This window comes from Streptomyces sp. NPDC090106 (assembly GCF_044747265.1).
In the GTDB taxonomy this organism is placed as follows: Bacteria; Actinomycetota; Actinomycetes; order Streptomycetales; family Streptomycetaceae; genus Streptomyces.
This window is the reverse complement of sequence record NZ_JBIVDS010000012.1, coordinates 325466-342009: the sequence shown is the minus strand read 5'-3', so window position 1 is coordinate 342009 and position 16544 is coordinate 325466. Positions and strand designations below refer to the sequence as shown.

Sequence of the window (16544 nt, the reverse complement as noted above, 5' to 3'; positions counted from 1 at the left end):
CTCCTACGAAGTGCCGAGCTGCTGGTCGATGAGGGCGAAGATCTCGTCGTCGTCGGCGGCCGTGAGCAGGGCTGCCACATCGACGGGCGGCACGGACTGCTCCGGTGCCCCGGTGACGGTGACTTCGGGTTCGGTGGCCCCGGCGACGCTGCCGTCGGGCCTCGGTGCGGACGGGGCGAGGAGGTCGTGCAGATGGGCGGCGAGGGCGGCCGGTGTCGGATGGTCCAGGACCACGACGGTGGGCAGCCGCAGCCCGGTGGCGCTGGTGAGCCGGTTGCGCAGCTCGATGACGCCCAGGGAGTCGAAGCCGCTCTCCATGAAGCCCCGGCCGGGCCGTACGGCGGTGGCGTCGGTGTGGCCGAGCACTTCGGCGGCGGTCTCGCTGACGAGCGTGAGGAGCAGCCGCCGGCGGTCGGTCTCGGAGGCCGCGGCGAGATCGCGGCGCAGGACCTCGGCGGGGTCGGTGGCGCGGGGTGCGGCCGGTGCCGTGCGGGGCCGTGCCGCGGCGAGGTCGCGCAGCACGGTGGAGGGGCCCGGGCCGATCTCCGCAGCCACCAGGGCCGCTTCCGGTGTGGTCAGGGCGGCGTCGAAGAGGGCGAGCGCGGTCTCGTTGGTCATCGGCGCGAGGCCGGTGCGGGCGAGCCGTTCGGCCTGGGCCGTGTCGAGCCCGGCCGCCATGCCTCCGGCCTGCGCCCAGTGGCCCCAGGCGAGCGACACGGCGGGCAGGCCGCGCACCCGGCGGTGTTGGGCGAGGGCGTCCAACTGGGCGTTGGCCGCCGCGTAGTTGCCCTGTCCGGGATTGCCCAGGACGCCGACCGCGGAGGAGAACAGCACGAACGCCGACAGATCGAGGTGTGCGGTGGCGCGGTGCAGATGCCGGGCGCCGTCCGCCTTGGGCCGGGCGACGCCAGCCAGCCGCTGGGGGGTGAGCGAGGTCAGCACCGCGTCGTCCAGGACACCGGCCGCGTGGACGACCGCGGTCAGCGGTCGCTCGGAGGGTACGGCGGCGACGAGCGACGCGACGGCGTCCGCGTCACCGGTGTCGAGGGCCGCGACGGTCACCTCGGCGCCCAGCGCGGCCAGTTCCCCGACCAGCTCGCCCACTCCGGGTGCGTCAGGTCCCCGACGGCCGGTGAGGAGCAGGTGCCGCACCCCGTGGTGGGTGACCAGACGGTGGGCGACGAGCCGGCCCAGGGCGCCGGTGCCGCCGGTGACCAGGACCGTGCCGTCCGGGTCGAGCGGGCGGGGCGGGGAGGTGAGGACCAGCTTTCCGGTGTGCCGGGCCTGGCTGAGGCGGCGCAGGGCGCGGGGCGCGTGACGGACGTCGTCGGCGACGAACGGCAGGGGCCGCAGGGCTCCTTGGCCCAAGAGGCGGATCAGGTGACCGAGGATCTCGCCGACGCGCCCCGGGTCGACGTCGAAGAGGTCGAAGTCGAGGTAGGCGGCGCCGTCGTACTCGGCGGCCACGGCCGCGGCGTCCCGCAGGTCGGTCTTGCCCATCTCCACGAACCGGCCGTCGGGGGCGAGCAGGCGCAGCGAGGCGTCGGTGAACTCCCGGGCGAGGGAGTTCAGTACGACGTCCACGCCCCGCCCCTCGGGTGTGTCCGCGCGGAAGGCGGTCTCGAAGTCGAGGGTGCGGCTGGAGGCGATGTGCGTGTCGGGCAGGCCGAGCCCGCGCAGAGTGTCCCACTTGTCGGGGTGGGCGGTGGCGTAGACGTCGGCGCCGAGGTGCCGGGCGATCTGGACGGCGGCCTGTCCGACGCCGCCTGCCGCCGAGTGGATCAGCACCCTTTCCCCGGGCCGGAGTTCGGCCAGGTCGACGAGGCCGTGGTAGGCGGTGAGGAACACGACGGGGACGCCCGCCGCCTGGGCGAAGCCCCAGTTGTCGGGGATCCTGGCGAGCAGTCGGTGGTCGGTGACGGCGACGGGGCCCAGGGTGCCCTGGACGAGTCCGGTGACCCGGTCTCCGGCCTTCAGTCCGCTGACGCCGGGGCCCGTCTCCAGGACCACGCCCGCGCCCTCGGCGCCGATGCTTGCCCGGCCCGGGTACATGCCGAGCGCGATGAGGACGTCACGGAAGTTGAGTCCGGTGGCGCGCAGCGCGAGGCGGACCTGTCCGGGGCCCAGCGGGGCCTCGGCCTCCGGCGCCGGGAGCAGGGCGAGTCCGTCGAGGCTCCCGCGCGGTTCGGCGTCCAGGCGCCACGCATCGGTGTCCGCGGGCGGGGTCAGCGCGCCGCCCGCAGGACGCAGCCGGGCCGTCAGCAACTCGCTTCCGCGTACGGCGATCTGGTCCTCGCCCGAAGCGAGGAGCGCGGTGAGGGTGGCGGCGACGGCGGGTTCGGCGTCGCCAGGGAGGTCGAGCAGGGCGAAGCGGCCCGGGTGCTCGGCCTGGGCGGCACGGACCAGCCCCCAGACAGCCGCGGCCGTGCCCGAGACGTCCTCGTCGGCGCGGGTGGCGACGGCTCCCCTGGTGACGATCACCAACTGCGCGTTCTCAGCCTCCGGTTCGTCGAGCCAGCGCTGGAGGAGGGCGAGGGCGGTGTCGGCGTCCGGTGCGGCGGCGGCCACGGGGCCGTGCGGCGCGGTGCCGGTCAGGGCCGCGAGAGTCCCCACCGGCCGCCCCGTGACCGTGGACAGGTCCTGTCGCAGGGGGTCGCCCTCCGCGCCGAGGACGGTCCACGCGCGTGCCGGCTCGTCGGGCAGGTCCGTGGCGGCCACGGATGTCCACCCGAGGACATGGCCCGCCGGTACGGCCGCGCGGGGTGCGGCGCGCAGGGTGAGCGCGGCGATGTCCGCCACCGGCTCGCCGGTCGCGTCGGCGAGACGCACGGCGACGGTGTCGGTCCCGGTGGGCCGGACGGTGACGCGCAGCGTGGACGCGGCCCGCCGGTGCACCGTGACGCCTTCCCAGGTGAACGGCAACCGCAGCCGTGCCGGGCCCGGGACCAGGCCTACGACGGCATGCAGGGCGGCGTCGAGCAGTGCGGGGTGGAGCACGTGACCGGCTCCCGCCGTGCCCGCTGTCGTGGTGACCGGGCCGACTTCGGCGTGGATCTCGTCGCCGTGCCGCCACGCCGCGGTGAGCAGCCGGAACGCGGGGCCGTACTGGTAGCCGTCGTCGGCGAGACGGTCGTAGAACCCGCCCAGTGCGACAGGTTCGGCTCCGGCCGGCGGCCAGGCGGCATCGGCGGTCGTCGTGGCTTGCTCCGCATCGGAGGCCACACCGCTGGCGTGCCGTGTCCAGGAACTGTCCGGGTGGTCCGGGCGGGAGTGGACGGTGAGCGGGCGCCTGCCGGAGTCGTCCGGTGCGCCCAGGGCGACCTGGAGGCGGACGGCGCCGGTGTCGGTCAGGTCGAGCGGGCTCTCCAGGGTCAGTTCGTCGACCCGTCCGCCGGCGTGCAGGGCGAGGTCGAGAAGCGCTGCCCCGGGCAGCAGGACGCGTCCGGCGATGGTGTGGTCGGCCAGCCAGGGGTGTCCGTCCGTGGTGAGGCGTCCGGTGTAGAGGGTGCCCGCTCCGTCGGGCAGATCCAGTGCCGCCGCGAGCAGGGGGTGTCCGGCGGGGTCGAGTCCGGCCCGGGAGGGCGCGGTCGCGGCGGGCGCGTCGAGCCAGTGCCTGCTCCGCTGGAAGGGGTAGGTGGGCAGGTCCAGGCGGCGCACGGGACGACCGTCGAAGGCGGGCCGCCAGTCGACGGGGACACCGTGGACGTGCAGCCGGGCCAGCGCCTCGGTGAAGGTCCGTGTCTCCTCGCGGTCCGACCGCAGGGCGGAGACGACGGTACGGGGCGTGTCGTGCTCTTCGGTGTCCGGGGAGGAGCCGTCGTCGAGACTCATGGCAGTGAGTGCGGTGAGGACCGCGTCGGGGCCGAGTTCCAGGAACGCCGTCACGCCGAGGTCGCGCAGCGCGCGCGTCCCGTCGTGGAAGCGCACCGCTTCGCGGATGTGCCGCACCCAGTACTCCGGGTCGGTCAACTCCCCCGGTACGGCGAGCTGTCCGGTGAGGTTGGAGACCACCGGCACGCGTGGTTCGGCGAGTTCGACGGTGGCGGCGACGGCCCGGAAGTCGACGAGCGCGGCGTTCATGTGTGGCGAATGGAAGGCGTGACTGACCGTCAGACGCTTGGTCCGGCGCCCTGTTCCGCGCCAGGCGTCGGCGATGCGACGCACCTCGTCGGCGTCTCCCGAGACGACCACGGAGGCGGGTCCGTTGACGGCCGCGATGCTCACCCGGCCCTCGGCGGAGGCGATCAGCGGGGCGGCCTCGTCCTCGGTGGCCTGGAGCGCCGCCATGGCCCCGCCCTCCGGAAGGGCCTGCATCACACGTCCGCGTGCGGCGACCAGACGTACCGCGTCGGACAGGGACAGCACGCCCGCCAGGTGCGCTGCGGTCAGTTCACCGATGGAGTGGCCGATGAGGGCGTCGGCCCGGAAGCCGTACGACTCGGCGAGCCGGTGCAGGGCGACCCCGAGCGCGAACAGGGCGGGCTGGGTGTAGGCGGTCGTGTCGAGCAGCGCGGCGCCGGGGGTGCCGCGCTCGGCGAACAGCACGTCGCGCAGGGGTGTGTCGAGTTCGGCGTCGAAGAGGTCGGTGACCTCGTCCAGCGCGGTCGCGAAGACGGGGTGGGCCGCGTACAACTCGGCTCCCGCGCCGGGGCGTTGGCTGCCCTGTCCGGGGAACTGGGCGGCGACGCGCAGGGTGCGGCCGTGGCGGGTGCCGCGGAGCAGGCCGGGTGCCTCCGTGCCGTCGGCGAGGGCGCGCAGTGCGGTGAGGCGGTCGGCGCGGGAGTCGCCGGTGATGACGGCACGGTGGTCGTGCAGGGCCCTGCTGGTGGCCAGGGACCAGCCGACGGAGGGGTCGTCGGCGGGCTGCGGGCCGTCCGCGGACTCCAGGTGGTCGATCAGGCGCCGGGCCTGGGCGCCGAGGGCGTCGTCGTCCCGGGCGGAGAGGAGCCATGGCTGGGGAAGCTCGCTCGGCTCCGCCACCGTGGTGGGCGCGTCGCCGTCTCCGGCGGGGACGGGCCGTGGGGCCGCCTCCAGGATCAGATGGGCGTTGGTGCCGCTGATGCCGAAGGAGGACACCGCGGCCCTGCGGGGGAGCTCCCGCTCCGCGTGGTCGGGCCAGGCGGTGGTGCCGGTGAGCAGGGTGACCGTCCCGGCGGACCAGTCGACGTGGCGTGTGGGCTCGTCGACGTGCAGGGTGCCGGGCAGTTCGCCGTGCGCCAGGGCCTGGACGAGCTTGATCACGCCCGTGACGCCGGCCGCGGCCTGGGTGTGGCCGAGGTTGGACTTCGCGGAGCCGACGAGAAGCGGGCGGCTCGGGTCGCGGTCCGCGCCGTACACGGCGATCAGTGCCTGCGCCTCGATGGGGTCGCCGAGCGTGGTGCCCGTGCCGTGGGCCTCGACGGCGTCGATGTCGGCGGGGCTCAGTCCCGCCGAGGCGAGGGCCTGGCGGATGACGCGTTCCTGTGCGGGTCCGTTGGGTGCGGTGAGGCCGTTGGAGGCGCCGTCCTGGTTGACGGCGGACCCGCGGATCAGGGCGAGCACGGGGTGGCCGTTGCGGCGGGCGTCGGAGAGGCGTTCCAGCAGGACCAGTCCGACGCCCTCGGACCAGGCGGTGCCGTCGGCGGCTGCCGCGAAGGGCTTGCAGCGGCCGTCGGGCGCGAGGCCGCCCTGCCGGCTGAACTCGGTGAACATGCCGGGCCCGGCCATGACCGTGGCGCCTCCGGCGAGGACGAGGTCCGACTCGCCCGTCCGCAGTGACTGGACGGCCAGATGCAGGGCGACCAGCGAGGACGAGCAGGCGGTGTCGACGGTGACAGCGGGTCCTTCGAGCCCCAGGGTGTAGGCGATGCGCCCGGACGCGACGCTGGTCAGCGCACCGGTCAGGGCGTGCCCCTGGTGGCCTTCCGGTGTCTCGTGCAGGCGGGGCCCGTAGTCCTGCGGCATCACGCCGACGAACACGCCGGTACGGCTGGACCGGAGGGTGGCGGGCACGATCCCGGCGCGTTCGAGCAGCTCCCAGGAGGACTCCAGCAGCAGGCGCTGCTGCGGGTCCATGGCCGCCGCCTCACGGGGCCCGAGGCCGAAGAAGGTCCCGTCGAACCGGTCCGCGTCGTGGAGGAAGCCGCCCTCGCGGGTGTAGGAGGTGCCGGGGCGGTGTCCGTCGGGGTCGTAGAGGGCGTCGAGGTCCCAGCCCCGGTCGGTGGGGAAGCCTCCGACGGCGTCGCGGCCTTCGCGCAGCAGGTCCCACAGCTCTTCGGGTGTGCGGGCCTCCCCCGGCCAGCGGCCCGCGAGGGAGACGATCGCGATGGGGTCGTCGTCCGGCGCGGCGGTCGGCTCGTGGCCGGTCGCGGCGTCCGCTGTGTCGACGCCTGTCAGGCGGGCGCGGACGTGCTCGGCGACGGCGCGGGCGGTGGGCCGGTCGAAGGTGAGGGTGGACGGCAGGTCGAGGCCGGTGGCGGTGGCGAGCCGGTCGCGGAACTCGACGGCGGACACGGAGTCGAAGCCGAGTTCCTTGAACGGCAGATCGGGGTCGACCGCGTCGGGCGTCGCCTGCCCCAGGACCAGGGCGGCGCTGGACAGGACCGCCCGCAACGGGTCGATACCGGACGGCGGGGCGACGGGCGTGACGGGTTCGGCGAGGGGCGTGCGGCCGGTCACCGGCGGGGCGGCGACGACCGCTCCCCCGCGCGAAGGCGCCTCGGGGCCGGGCAGCGTGTCGGGCCAGATCCGGCGGCGCTGGAAGGCGTACGTCGGCAGCGGCACCCGGCGGGCCCCGGGACCGTGCAGCCCGGTCCACTCGACGCTGCCGCCGCGTACGTGCAGGTCGGCGAGGGAGGTGAGGAAGCGCCGCCGGCCTCCGTCGTCGCGGCGCAGGGTGCCGGTGACGGCGGTGCCGGGCAGGTCGGCGAGGCCGAGGGTGAGCACGGGGTGCGGGCTGACCTCGACGAAGGCGCGGTGGCCGGCGACGTGTGCGGCCTCGACGGCCTGCCGGAAGCGGACGGTCGAGCGGAGGTTGCGGTACCAGTACTCGGGGCCGAGTTCCGTGCCGTCGAGGAGGTCGCCGGTGACGGTGGAGTAGAGGGCGGTCCGGGTGCGGCGCGGGCGGATCGCGGTGAGGAGCGCGGGCAGGCTGGCGCTGAGCGGTTCGACCTGGGCGGAGTGGGACGCGTAGTCGACCGGGATGGCCTTGGCGCGCACGCCGTCCGCCTCGTACGCGGCGACGAGTGCCTCGACGGCGTCGCGGTCCCCGGACACCACCGTGACGGACGGACCGTTGACGGCGGCGATGTTGAGTGCGCCGCCGAACGTGCCGAGCCGCCCCCGTACGTCGGCCTCCGGCAGTGGCACGGACGCCATGCCCCCGCCGGTCACGGTCGCGGCGAGTTCGGTGATGGCCCGGGAGCGCAGGGCCACGAGCGCGGCGGCGTCGTCGAGGCTGAGCGCGCCGGCGACGTGTGCGGCGGCGATCTCTCCCTGCGAGTGTCCGATCACCGCGTCGGGGCGTACCCCGTGTGCCTGCCACAGCGCGGCGAGGGAGACCATCACGGCGAACAGGGCGGGCTGGACGACGTCGGCGCGTTGCAGCGGCGGGGCGTCGGGTGAGCCGAGGAGCAGGTCGTGCAGGGACCAGTCGATGTGCGGGGCGAGGGCGTCCGCGACGGCGTCGACGCTCGTGGCGAAGTCGGTGTCCGTGGCGAGGAGTTCACGGGCCATGGCGGGCCATTGGGAGCCCTGGCCGGGGAAGACGAACACGGTGCCGCCGTGCTCGCCGGCCCGGGCGGTGCTGAGGGCGGCCGTCTGGGTGCCGTTCTCCAGGGCTTCGACTCCGGCGAGCAGCGCGGCTCGGTCGTCGCCGCTCACCACGGCGCGGTGCGGGAGCGCGGCGCGGGTGGTGGCGAGGGTGAACCCGATGTCGTGCGGGGCGAGTTCGGGGTGTTCGGTGACGTGGGCGCGCAGCTTCGCCGCTTGGGCGCGCAGGGCCTGGGGGCTGTGCGCGGACAGGGGCCACAGGAGGGGTCCGGCCGCGGGTTCCTCGCGGGGCGGGTTCGCGCGCCCGGTGCCTGTCGCGCGTGGCGCCTCGCCGACCAGGACGTGCGCGTTGGTGCCGCCGACGCCGAAGGAGCTGACTCCGGCGGTGAGGGGCCGGTCGGGTCGCGGCCAGGCGCCGGTTGCGGTGCGGACGCGCAGCCGGAGCCGGTCGAAGTCGATGTCCGGGTTGGGTTCGGCGAAGTTGAGGCTGGCGGGCAGTCGTCCGTGGTGGACGCTGAGGACGGTCTTCAGGAGCCCGACGATGCCGGAGGCGCCTTCGAGGTGGCCGATGTTGGTCTTAGCGGAGCCCACCAGGAGCGGTGCGTCGGCGGGGCGGCTCTCGGCGAAGACCTCCCCGAGGGCTGACGCCTCGATCGGGTCGCCGACGCGGGTTCCGGTGCCGTGGAGTTCGACGTACTGCACGTCGCCCGCGTCCACTCCGGCACGGTCCAGGGCGCGCCGGATGACGTCCGCCTGGGACGCGGCGCCCGGGACGGTCAGTCCGTCGGTGGCTCCGTCGTTGCCGACGGCGCTGCCCAGGAGGACGGCGTGTACGGGGTCGCCGTCGGCGAGGGCGCGCGCGAGGGGCTTGAGGACGAGCAGGACCGCGCCCTCCCCGCGGGCGTAGCCGTTGGCCCGGGCGTCGAAGGTGTGGCAGGCGTGATCGGGCGAGAGGGCTCCGAAGCGGTCCACGACGAGGGTGCTGTCGGGAGCGAGGTTGAGGTTGACACCGGCGGCCAGCGCCACCTCCGACTCCCCCGTGCGCAGGCTCTCCAGCGCGAGGTGCACGGCGACCAGGGAGGACGACTGCGCCCCGTCCACGGTGAGGCTGGGGCCGCGCAGATCGAGTGCGTACGACACCCGGTTGGCGATGATTCCCCGGGTGAGGCCGGTGAGGGTGTGCCGGGTGAGCGCGTCGGTGCCGTGCTGGTGCACGAGGGTGGTGAAGTCGCCCGCCATCGCCCCGACGAAGACTCCGGTGCGGGACCCGCCGAGCGTGCCCGGCCGCAGTCCCGCGTTCTCCAGCGCCTCCCAGGCCAGTTCGAGGACCAGTCGTTGCTGGGGGTCCGTCGCGGCGGCTTCCGCCGGGGACATCCCGAAGAATTCAGGGTCGAACAGATCGACGTGGTCGAGGAATCCGCCGGGCCTGACGTCCGCGTTCTCCGGTGAATGGGGAAAACGCCCGGACGGCACCTCGCCGACGGCGTTCCGGCCTTCGTCGAGGAGTTTCCAGAAAGCGTCGGGGTCGGGGGCGCCGGGGAGCCGGCAGGCGATCCCGACGACGGCTGTGGCTTCGTTCACCGGTGCAGACATGCGTCTCAGCCTGAGGCACCGAGTGCCACCGATGACCCCTAGAGCCCCCCTGCCGCCCCCCTAGCAGCCGACCCCTATCTCTGTTCGGGGCAACCGGGCACACGCCGTTGTGCGCCTTCCGGTATTCGTCACCCGACGAGTCCCGGGCGGGTTCCCAGCAAATGCGCGAGGTCCATTCTCCGCCGCACCCCGAGTTTTCGATACACCTTCGTCAAATGCTGTTCCACGGTACTTACGGTGATGAAAAGTCTCTTTCCGATCTCGCGGTTGGTGAGGCCGCCCGCGGCGAGCTCGGCGACCCGCCGTTCGGCCTCGCTGAGTTCGTCGTCGGGGATGTGTGCCGGGGCGGTTCCGGAGACCTGGGAGAGGTGGCGGGCCCTGCGGTCCGTGCTTCTCGCCTGCTGCGCGTCGCCGGACGCGTCGTGCGCGGCGCTGAGTTCACCGAGTGCGGCGGACAGTTCGAACTGGTCACCGGAGTCCTCCAGGGCCCGGACCGCCTGTTCCAGCAGGCCCGTGCGGTCGGTCGGGTCCGCCGCGGCGGCACCGGTGCGCAGCGCCATCCCGCGGGTACGTGACTGCCCGCCGCCCAGGCCCTCCAGTTGCCGTTCGATCAGGGACCGGGCGATGCGGGGCTGCCCCAGGGCGAGTTGGGCCCGGGCGGCGCCGATGCGCCAGGGCACGAGGGCCGGCAGGTGGTCCACGCCCCAGCGGGCCATGGTCTTCCCCACCTCTCGGTAGTCGCCGAGCGCGGCCTCGGCGTCGCCGACGGCGAGACGGTACCCGGCCCGGGCATGGAGGTAGTGCAGTCCGGCCGGGGTACGGAACATCGCCTGCGGCACGGGCACGGCCAGGTAGCGTTCGGCGTCCTCGTACCGGCCGAGCGCGGTCCGCGCGCCGACCATCGTGGCCAGGGGGAATCCGGCGCCGACGCCCCACTGCTGAGGGGTGATCTCCTGGAAGGCGGCGCGGGCGAACTCGTCGGCGATCCTGATGTCGCCCTGGCGCAGCGCGGCCTCGGCGGTGAGTGCGGCGAGCAGTGCGCTCTCCGTGCTGTCGGGGCCCCGGCCGGGCCGGTCGGTGAGCGCGGCGCACCAGTGTGCGGCGCGGCCCGGCTGGTCGGTGTAGAGCAGCACGGTGAGCGCGGCGGTCAGGGAGCGGGTGGGGATGTCGGTGATCCGGCTCTCGCGCAGGATGTGTTCGGCGCGGGAGACCGCCTCCCGGTGGGGCAGGCCGGAGAGGAGCCCGGTCAGGACGCCCATGCCGTCGAGGAACGTTCCGCCGGAGTCCGCGCCGTGACGGTGGCGGGCGGGGCCGCTGTCCGGCAGGAGCGTGGGGTACCAGTAGCCGAGCCAGGTGTGCAGCCCGTTCACGGACTCCGGTTCCCCCGGATGCTCGGCCGCGTGACGAGCGAGTGCTTCGACACCGTCGTCCACGCGGCCCTCCCAGAACAGGTGCCGTACGGCTGCCCGTCGGCGTCCCGCGGTGGGCTGCGCGTCGGCACCGGACCCTGGCAGCACGGGGACGCACTGGATGACGACGTCGTCGGCCGGGCCCTCCTCCCGGGCGGGCTCTTGGTGGGTCTCCGGTCGCGTTTCCCGGATCGACGTCGGCGGGGTCGGGGCCGCGGGCGCCCGCCCGGCCGTCCAGGGGGCTCTCACCTGCCCGTCGGCGGCGCGGTGCTGCTCGGCTACGTGTTGCGCGGAGGCGCCGGCCACGAGGAGCAGTTCGGCGGCGCGGCGGTGCAGTGCGGCGAGTTCGGGCGGCCTCATGGCCGCGAGCAGGTCTCCTCCGCCGCTGGAGTGACGGAAGTCGCCGTCCTTGAACAGCCCTGCCGCGTGCAGCAGATACAGGGCGCGGGGCGGTGAGTCGTTGGCGAGAAGGAGGAGTTCGGCGAGCAGCGGTACGTCCGCCGGGCGGCCGAGGGCGGCCACGCCCCGGGCCACTCGCAGCGCGAAGGGGTCGATGCGGTGCAGGCAGTTCATGACGCCGCGCCGGTAGTTCTCGCCGATGACCAGGTCCGCCGCGGCGGCACCGGCTTCCTGGTCCTCTATGACCGCCCGCACCAGCAGGGGGTTGCCTCCGGTGAGGTCCAGCACCTCGTCGACATGGCGTCGCGCGGCGTCCGCGCCGAGCCGTTCGCGCAGCAGGTCGGCGATGACCTCGGGGGTGAACATCCGGAGCCTGACACGCTCGTGGTCGGGGCGGCTCGCCAGTTCCACCTCGAAGAACGGGTCCCGGGGCGTCATGTTCTCGCGGGAGCAGAGCACGGTCAGGATCTGGGCGCCGCGGGTGCGCCGGGTCAGATAGAGGAGGAATTCCAGGGACTGGATGTCTGCGTCCTGCCGGTCGTCGACGGCGAGCAGCACGGGGACGTCCCGGGCGTATGCCAGCAGAAGGCTGCTCAGCCGGTGCAGGAGGTGCGGGGTGGGCCGCAGTGGCGTCTCGACGTCCTCGCCCGTCGGGTCCGGCCAGGCCGGTGACGGGGCGGGAGCGAGCCCGTTCTCGATGAGCCGGGCCGCTTCCGAGGCGATGTCGTCGGGCAGGAGAGGGCTCTGGAAGAGCTGTCGCACCACGCCGAGCGGGAAGTCCCGCTCCAGCGGGGAACCGGCCGCGGACAGTACGTGTGCGCCGTCCGCCTCGGTGAACTCGCCCACGGTGTGCAGCAGTTCGGTGCGTCCGCTGCCGACGGGACCGTGCAGGGTCAGCACTCCTCCCCTGCCGTCGCGGCAGCGTTCCCAGGCCGCTCGGAGCCGGCTGGTCTCGTGGTGACGTCCACTGATCCGGTGGGAGGAGGCGGAGGTGACGGGGGAAACGGTGAGGTGTTGATGCGCCAGGTACATGGAAGCGCTCTCCTGGGGCGCGGCCACATGATCGCGTTGCGCTGCGGTGCTGTCCCCATCGTGTGAAGGTTCGGACCGGGTGCGAAAACGCGCCCTGCGGCGAGCCGCCGGGGCGCGTGAACGGGTTTGCGACCGGCCGGTGTTCCGGCGGTTCACATCCCGGGTTTCAACGACAGAGAGAACTCGCGAGGCGGCGCAGGTCGACATCGAGCCTGGCCACCAGTCGAAGCGGGGCGGCACCGCTGTGCACGCGCTGCATGACCGTCCCCATCCCTTGGCCCGTCCGCACCCCTGCGAAGGCGGGGTGCGCGGTCGGCCTGTGACGCGTAGGCCGACTTTTGTCGTAGGACGGAGTGTAGGAACACCCTGTTTTATACGTCAACGAGCGCCCGCCATACGGACGTTCGACTCGCCTCACGAATTCCCCTTCGGACGGGGCCTGTTCCCATGGCCACAGAACCGGCCCTCACCGCCTGATGCCCACGCGACCGGACCGGCCCTCCTCACCGTGCGTCGACCACCCCCGGCCCGCCCGAAAGGTCCCCGGTGAACAGGCCCCGCAATTCGGCCTCTTCCTCCGCCGTGGGGACCCAGCGGGAGCCCAGCACGTTCTCGTCGAGCTGGGCGGGGACGGTGACGCCCGCGATGACACTGGTGACCGTCGGCTGCGCGAGCAGCCATCCCAGGGCCGCGGTGCTCGGTGCGATCCCCCGGTCGCGGGCGAACCGTTCGAAGCATGCCAGCGCCTCCCAGGGGGCCGACCGCAGCAGGTACCGCTTCAGGTTGGTGATCTTCGCGTCGTCCGGGGCGCGCTCCGCCGAGTACTTGCCGGTGAGCAGCCCGTTCTGGAGCGGGAAGTACGGGATGAACCCGAGGCCGTGGTGGCGCAGGGCCGGGATCAGTTCCTCCTCGGGCCGGCGCCACAGAAGGCTGTACTCGTCGGTGGTGGAGACGAACCGGGAGAGCCCCGCCGCCCTGGCGACGTGCTGGGCCTCCACGATCTGCCACGCGGTGAAGTTGGAGGCGCCGATGTAGCGGACCTTGCCGGAACGGACCAGGTCGTCCAGGGCGGAGAGGGTCTCCTCGACGGGGGTGAAGGGGTCCGGGAAGTGGATCTGGTAGAGGTCGATGTAGTCGGTGCGCAGCCGGCGCAGGGACTCCTCGACGGCGGCCAGGATGTACTTGCGGGCGCCGGGCAGCCCGTAGGCGGGGCCGCGCTCCTTGTACAGGTTCAGCCCGAACTTGGTTCCGATGACGACCTGTTCGCGGCGGCGGCCCAGGGCGGTGGCGAACAGTTCCTCGCTCCGGCCGGGCCGGTCCCCGTACCCCTCGGCGAGGTCGAAGTAGGTCACGCCCAGATCGAGCGCCCGGTCGACGATCGCGGTCACCGTCTCCTGACCGGCGGCCCGCATGCCGGAGCGGCCGAAGGTGCTGGCGCCGATGCCGATCTCCGACAGCAGCAGTCCCGAGGTGCCCAACTGGCGGTGACCGGTGGGCAGGTGTCTGCTCGCGGGCACGGGTGTCTCCTCAGTGGTGGTCGTCGGTGTCGAGCAGGCCTTGGAGGGTCGAGGCCTCGTACTCGGTGCGGAAGATGCCGCGCCGCTGGAGTTCGGGGACGACGAGGTCGACGAAGAGGTCGGCGGGGCCGCGGTGGTAGGGCGGGAAGAGCTGGACGCCGTCGAGGACTTCTTCCTCCAGGTTCTCCTCCAGCCAGTCGGAGATGGTCCTCGCGTCGCCGACGACCGCGGGCTGCTGTTCGTGGCGGGAGCGCTGCACGTACCGGTACAGCTCCCGCAGCGTGGCGTCCTCGCCGATCCTGTCGGTGAGGATGTGCCGGAGCAGGTCGCGGTCGTCGGTGGAGTCACGGGCCCGGTCGGCGATCAGGGGCTTCAGGGCGTCGTCGGCGAGGGCGTCCACGTCGACGACGTCCAGGACGCGTTCGTTGTCCCGTACTCCGGACAGGTCGATGCCGAGGGCCTTGGAGAACGCGGCGGGCAGGGCCTCGTCGAGCTGGAAGGCGCTGATCTCGTTGTACTTCGCGCGGGCTTCCCGGGCGGTTCCGCCCAGGTAGAAGGTGATCCCCGGAATGATCTTGAACTTGTCGGGGTCCCGGCCGTTCGCCGCGACGAGTTGCTTGACCTTGCGGTACTCCTCCTTGCCGCGGCTGATCCCGAAGTACGGGGAGAACCGCAGCTGCCCGAAGTCGGCACCGTAGCGCAGGGATTCGTCGGAGAGGCCGACCTGCACGATGGGGATGTGGCGCTGCGCGGGCGGCGGCACGTTGAGGGGTCCGCGTACGTCGAAGTGCTCGCCGTGGAAGTCGATCCGGTGCCAGGAGCCGGGCCGGACCAGGGTGCCGCCGGCCTTGTCGTCGAGGAGGAGGTCGCCGTCCCAGCTGTCGTGCAGCAGCCGGTTGACGACCGTGGTGAACTCCCGTGCCCGGTCGTACTTGGTGTCCTCGGTGGGTACCGGGTTCTTGCCGTAGTTGCCGATGGGGTCGCCGTCGCGGTCGATACCGAAGACGACGTTCAGGGCGGTGCGACCGCCGTTGAAGTTGTCCAAGGTCGCCAACTGGCGTGCCACGGCGTAGGGGTGCTCGAAGGAGGAGTTCACCGACATCACGAAGCCGAGGTTCTTGGTGAGGGCGGCGGCGTGGCCCGCGTACACGAAGTTGTCCCAGCGGAACACCCGGTTGAGGCGATCGGGTTCACTGCCCAGCGCGCTGCCCGCGAACACGTAGTCCAGCAAGCCGCGTTCGGCGGTGCGGGCGATGTCGAGGATGACGCTCGGGTCGGTCAGCCCGCCGTTGTTCGCCTCGGGCAGCCGCCAGGCGTCGAGATCCCAGCCGGTGCCGTACGCGGCGAGGCCAAGGCGCAGTTTGCGTCGCTCGCTCATACGGCGGTCGCCTCCTCTTCTTCGGTGGTGAAGCTGTTCGGGGGGATGTCCAGGCCGAAGTGGCCGCGGAAGGTGTCACTGGTGTACTCGGCGCGGTACACGCCGCGTTCCTGGAGGATCGGGACGACCTCGCCCGCGAACCGCTCCAGCGGCTCCCACAGGTAGGGGACGCTGATATTGAAGCCTTCGGCCGCGCCCTGGTCGAACCAGTCGACGAGGGTGTCCGCGACCTGCTCGGCGGTGCCGATGACGAGCGGGAAGTTCCCGGCGATGGCCGCGGCGAGCAGGTCCCGCACGCGTACCCCGCCGTTGGACACGGAGCGGCCCGTGCGCTCGGCGAGCACCCGCAGCAGGCCCTGGCCGTAGCCGTTGAAGCGGGCGGCGGCGTCCGCGTCGACCGTGCCGTCGATCCCCAGCGGGCGCAGGTCGGCGCCGATCCGCTCGGACAGGGAGCGGACGCTGCGCACACCCTTGGGCAGGGCGAACCGCGCGCCCGCGACACGCGCCCACTCCGGGCTCGTCCAGTACGTCTCGTCCTGGTCGCCCTCCACGATGTCGTCGTCGTAGGGCAGCAACGTGTTCAGTTCCTCGTACAGTTCGACCGCCTCGGCCCGGGTGTCCGCGACGAGCGGGGTGATGCCGGGCAGGAAGAAGATCGGGTCGACGCGTCCGCGCAGCCGCTCGGCGCGCCGCCGCACGTCGGTGTTGAAGGCGGCGGACTCCTCGGGGGTGGCCGGGCCCGTGAAGTTGATGTCGGCCCACTTGGCGGTGAGTTCACGGGACTGTTCGGAGGCGCCCGCGTACAGCAGCGGCAACTGCCCCTGCGGCGGGCGCTCCAGCGGCAGTGTGCCGGCGACCTGGAAGTGCTTGCCCTGCCAGTCGAGCCGGTGGAACTTGCTGTCGTCGATGTAGCGTCCGGTCTTCTTGTCCTGGAGGTAGGCGCCCTGCTCGACGGAGTCCCACAGCCGACGGATGACGTGGATGAACTCGTCGGCGCGCTCGTAACGGCTCGCGCCTCCCAGGTCGGGCAGGCTGAAGTTGCGGGCGGCCAGGTCGGAGGCGCCCAGCACCACGTTCCACGCGGCCCGGCCGCCGCTGAGATGGTCCAGGGACGCGGTGAGCCGGGCCAGGATGTACGGCTCGTAGAACGTGGGGTGGGCCGTCACCACCAGCCCGATCTTCGAGGAGTTCAGGGCGAGTTGGGAGGCCAGCGTGAACGGTTCGAGGCGGCCGGTGTTGTGCGTGGTGATCCACTGCTCGGCGGCGAGGTCACCGGGCAGGGTGTCGCCGAGGAAGAAGAAGTCGAACTTCGCGTCCTCGACGATGCGCAGCGCCCTCGTCGCGTACTCCAGTCCGAAGGCGTCCGCCGTGGGCGCGTCGGGGTGCCGCCAGCCGCCCCAGTGGGTGCCGTTCAGCCAGTGCATGTAGCCCAGATGGAGCTGTCGCTCGGGCATGGTGCGTGGGATT

General features: G+C 73.1%; 5 protein-coding genes. All 5 read right to left on the bottom strand.

Translation table 11 applies throughout. From position 1 onward, the window contains the following. Nucleotides 1-3: 3 nt before the first annotated feature. A complete protein-coding gene (locus ACIPSE_RS34465; protein ID WP_401670573.1) occupies nucleotides 4-9342 on the bottom strand; it encodes a type I polyketide synthase in 9339 nt (3112 codons plus the stop codon). 128 nt (nucleotides 9343-9470) lie between these two features. Further along, entirely contained in the window at nucleotides 9471-12182 is a 2712-nt protein-coding gene (locus tag ACIPSE_RS34460; protein ID WP_401670570.1) for an AAA family ATPase, read from the bottom strand. Between the two features lie 503 nt (nucleotides 12183-12685). Beyond that, nucleotides 12686-13699 carry an aldo/keto reductase gene (locus tag ACIPSE_RS34455; RefSeq protein ID WP_401670568.1) on the bottom strand — a complete coding sequence of 338 codons (1014 nt, stop codon included), beginning with the start codon at nucleotides 13697-13699 and terminating at the stop codon, nucleotides 12686-12688. A 10-nt stretch (nucleotides 13700-13709) separates the two neighbouring features. Next, nucleotides 13710-15077 carry an NtaA/DmoA family FMN-dependent monooxygenase gene (locus tag ACIPSE_RS34450; protein WP_401670565.1) on the bottom strand — a complete coding sequence of 456 codons (1368 nt, stop codon included), beginning with the start codon at nucleotides 15075-15077 and terminating at the stop codon, nucleotides 13710-13712. After that, the gene (locus ACIPSE_RS34445) at nucleotides 15074-16531 is read right to left on the bottom strand and encodes an NtaA/DmoA family FMN-dependent monooxygenase (RefSeq protein ID WP_401670563.1); all 1458 of its coding nucleotides are present in this window, start codon (nucleotides 16529-16531) and stop codon (nucleotides 15074-15076) included. The genes ACIPSE_RS34450 and ACIPSE_RS34445 overlap by 4 nt, the downstream gene beginning before the upstream one ends. Nucleotides 16532-16544: the final 13 nt, after the last annotated feature.

Coding starts and splice junctions, on each gene's coding strand:
- ACIPSE_RS34460 (WP_401670570.1), bottom strand. CDS start 12,182: ATGTACCTGGCGCATCAACACCTCACCGTTTCCCCCGTCACCTCCGCC.
- ACIPSE_RS34465 (WP_401670573.1), bottom strand. CDS start 9,342: ATGTCTGCACCGGTGAACGAAGCCACAGCCGTCGTCGGGATCGCCTGC.
- ACIPSE_RS34445 (WP_401670563.1), bottom strand. CDS start 16,531: ATGCCCGAGCGACAGCTCCATCTGGGCTACATGCACTGGCTGAACGGC.
- ACIPSE_RS34450 (WP_401670565.1), bottom strand. CDS start 15,077: ATGAGCGAGCGACGCAAACTGCGCCTTGGCCTCGCCGCGTACGGCACC.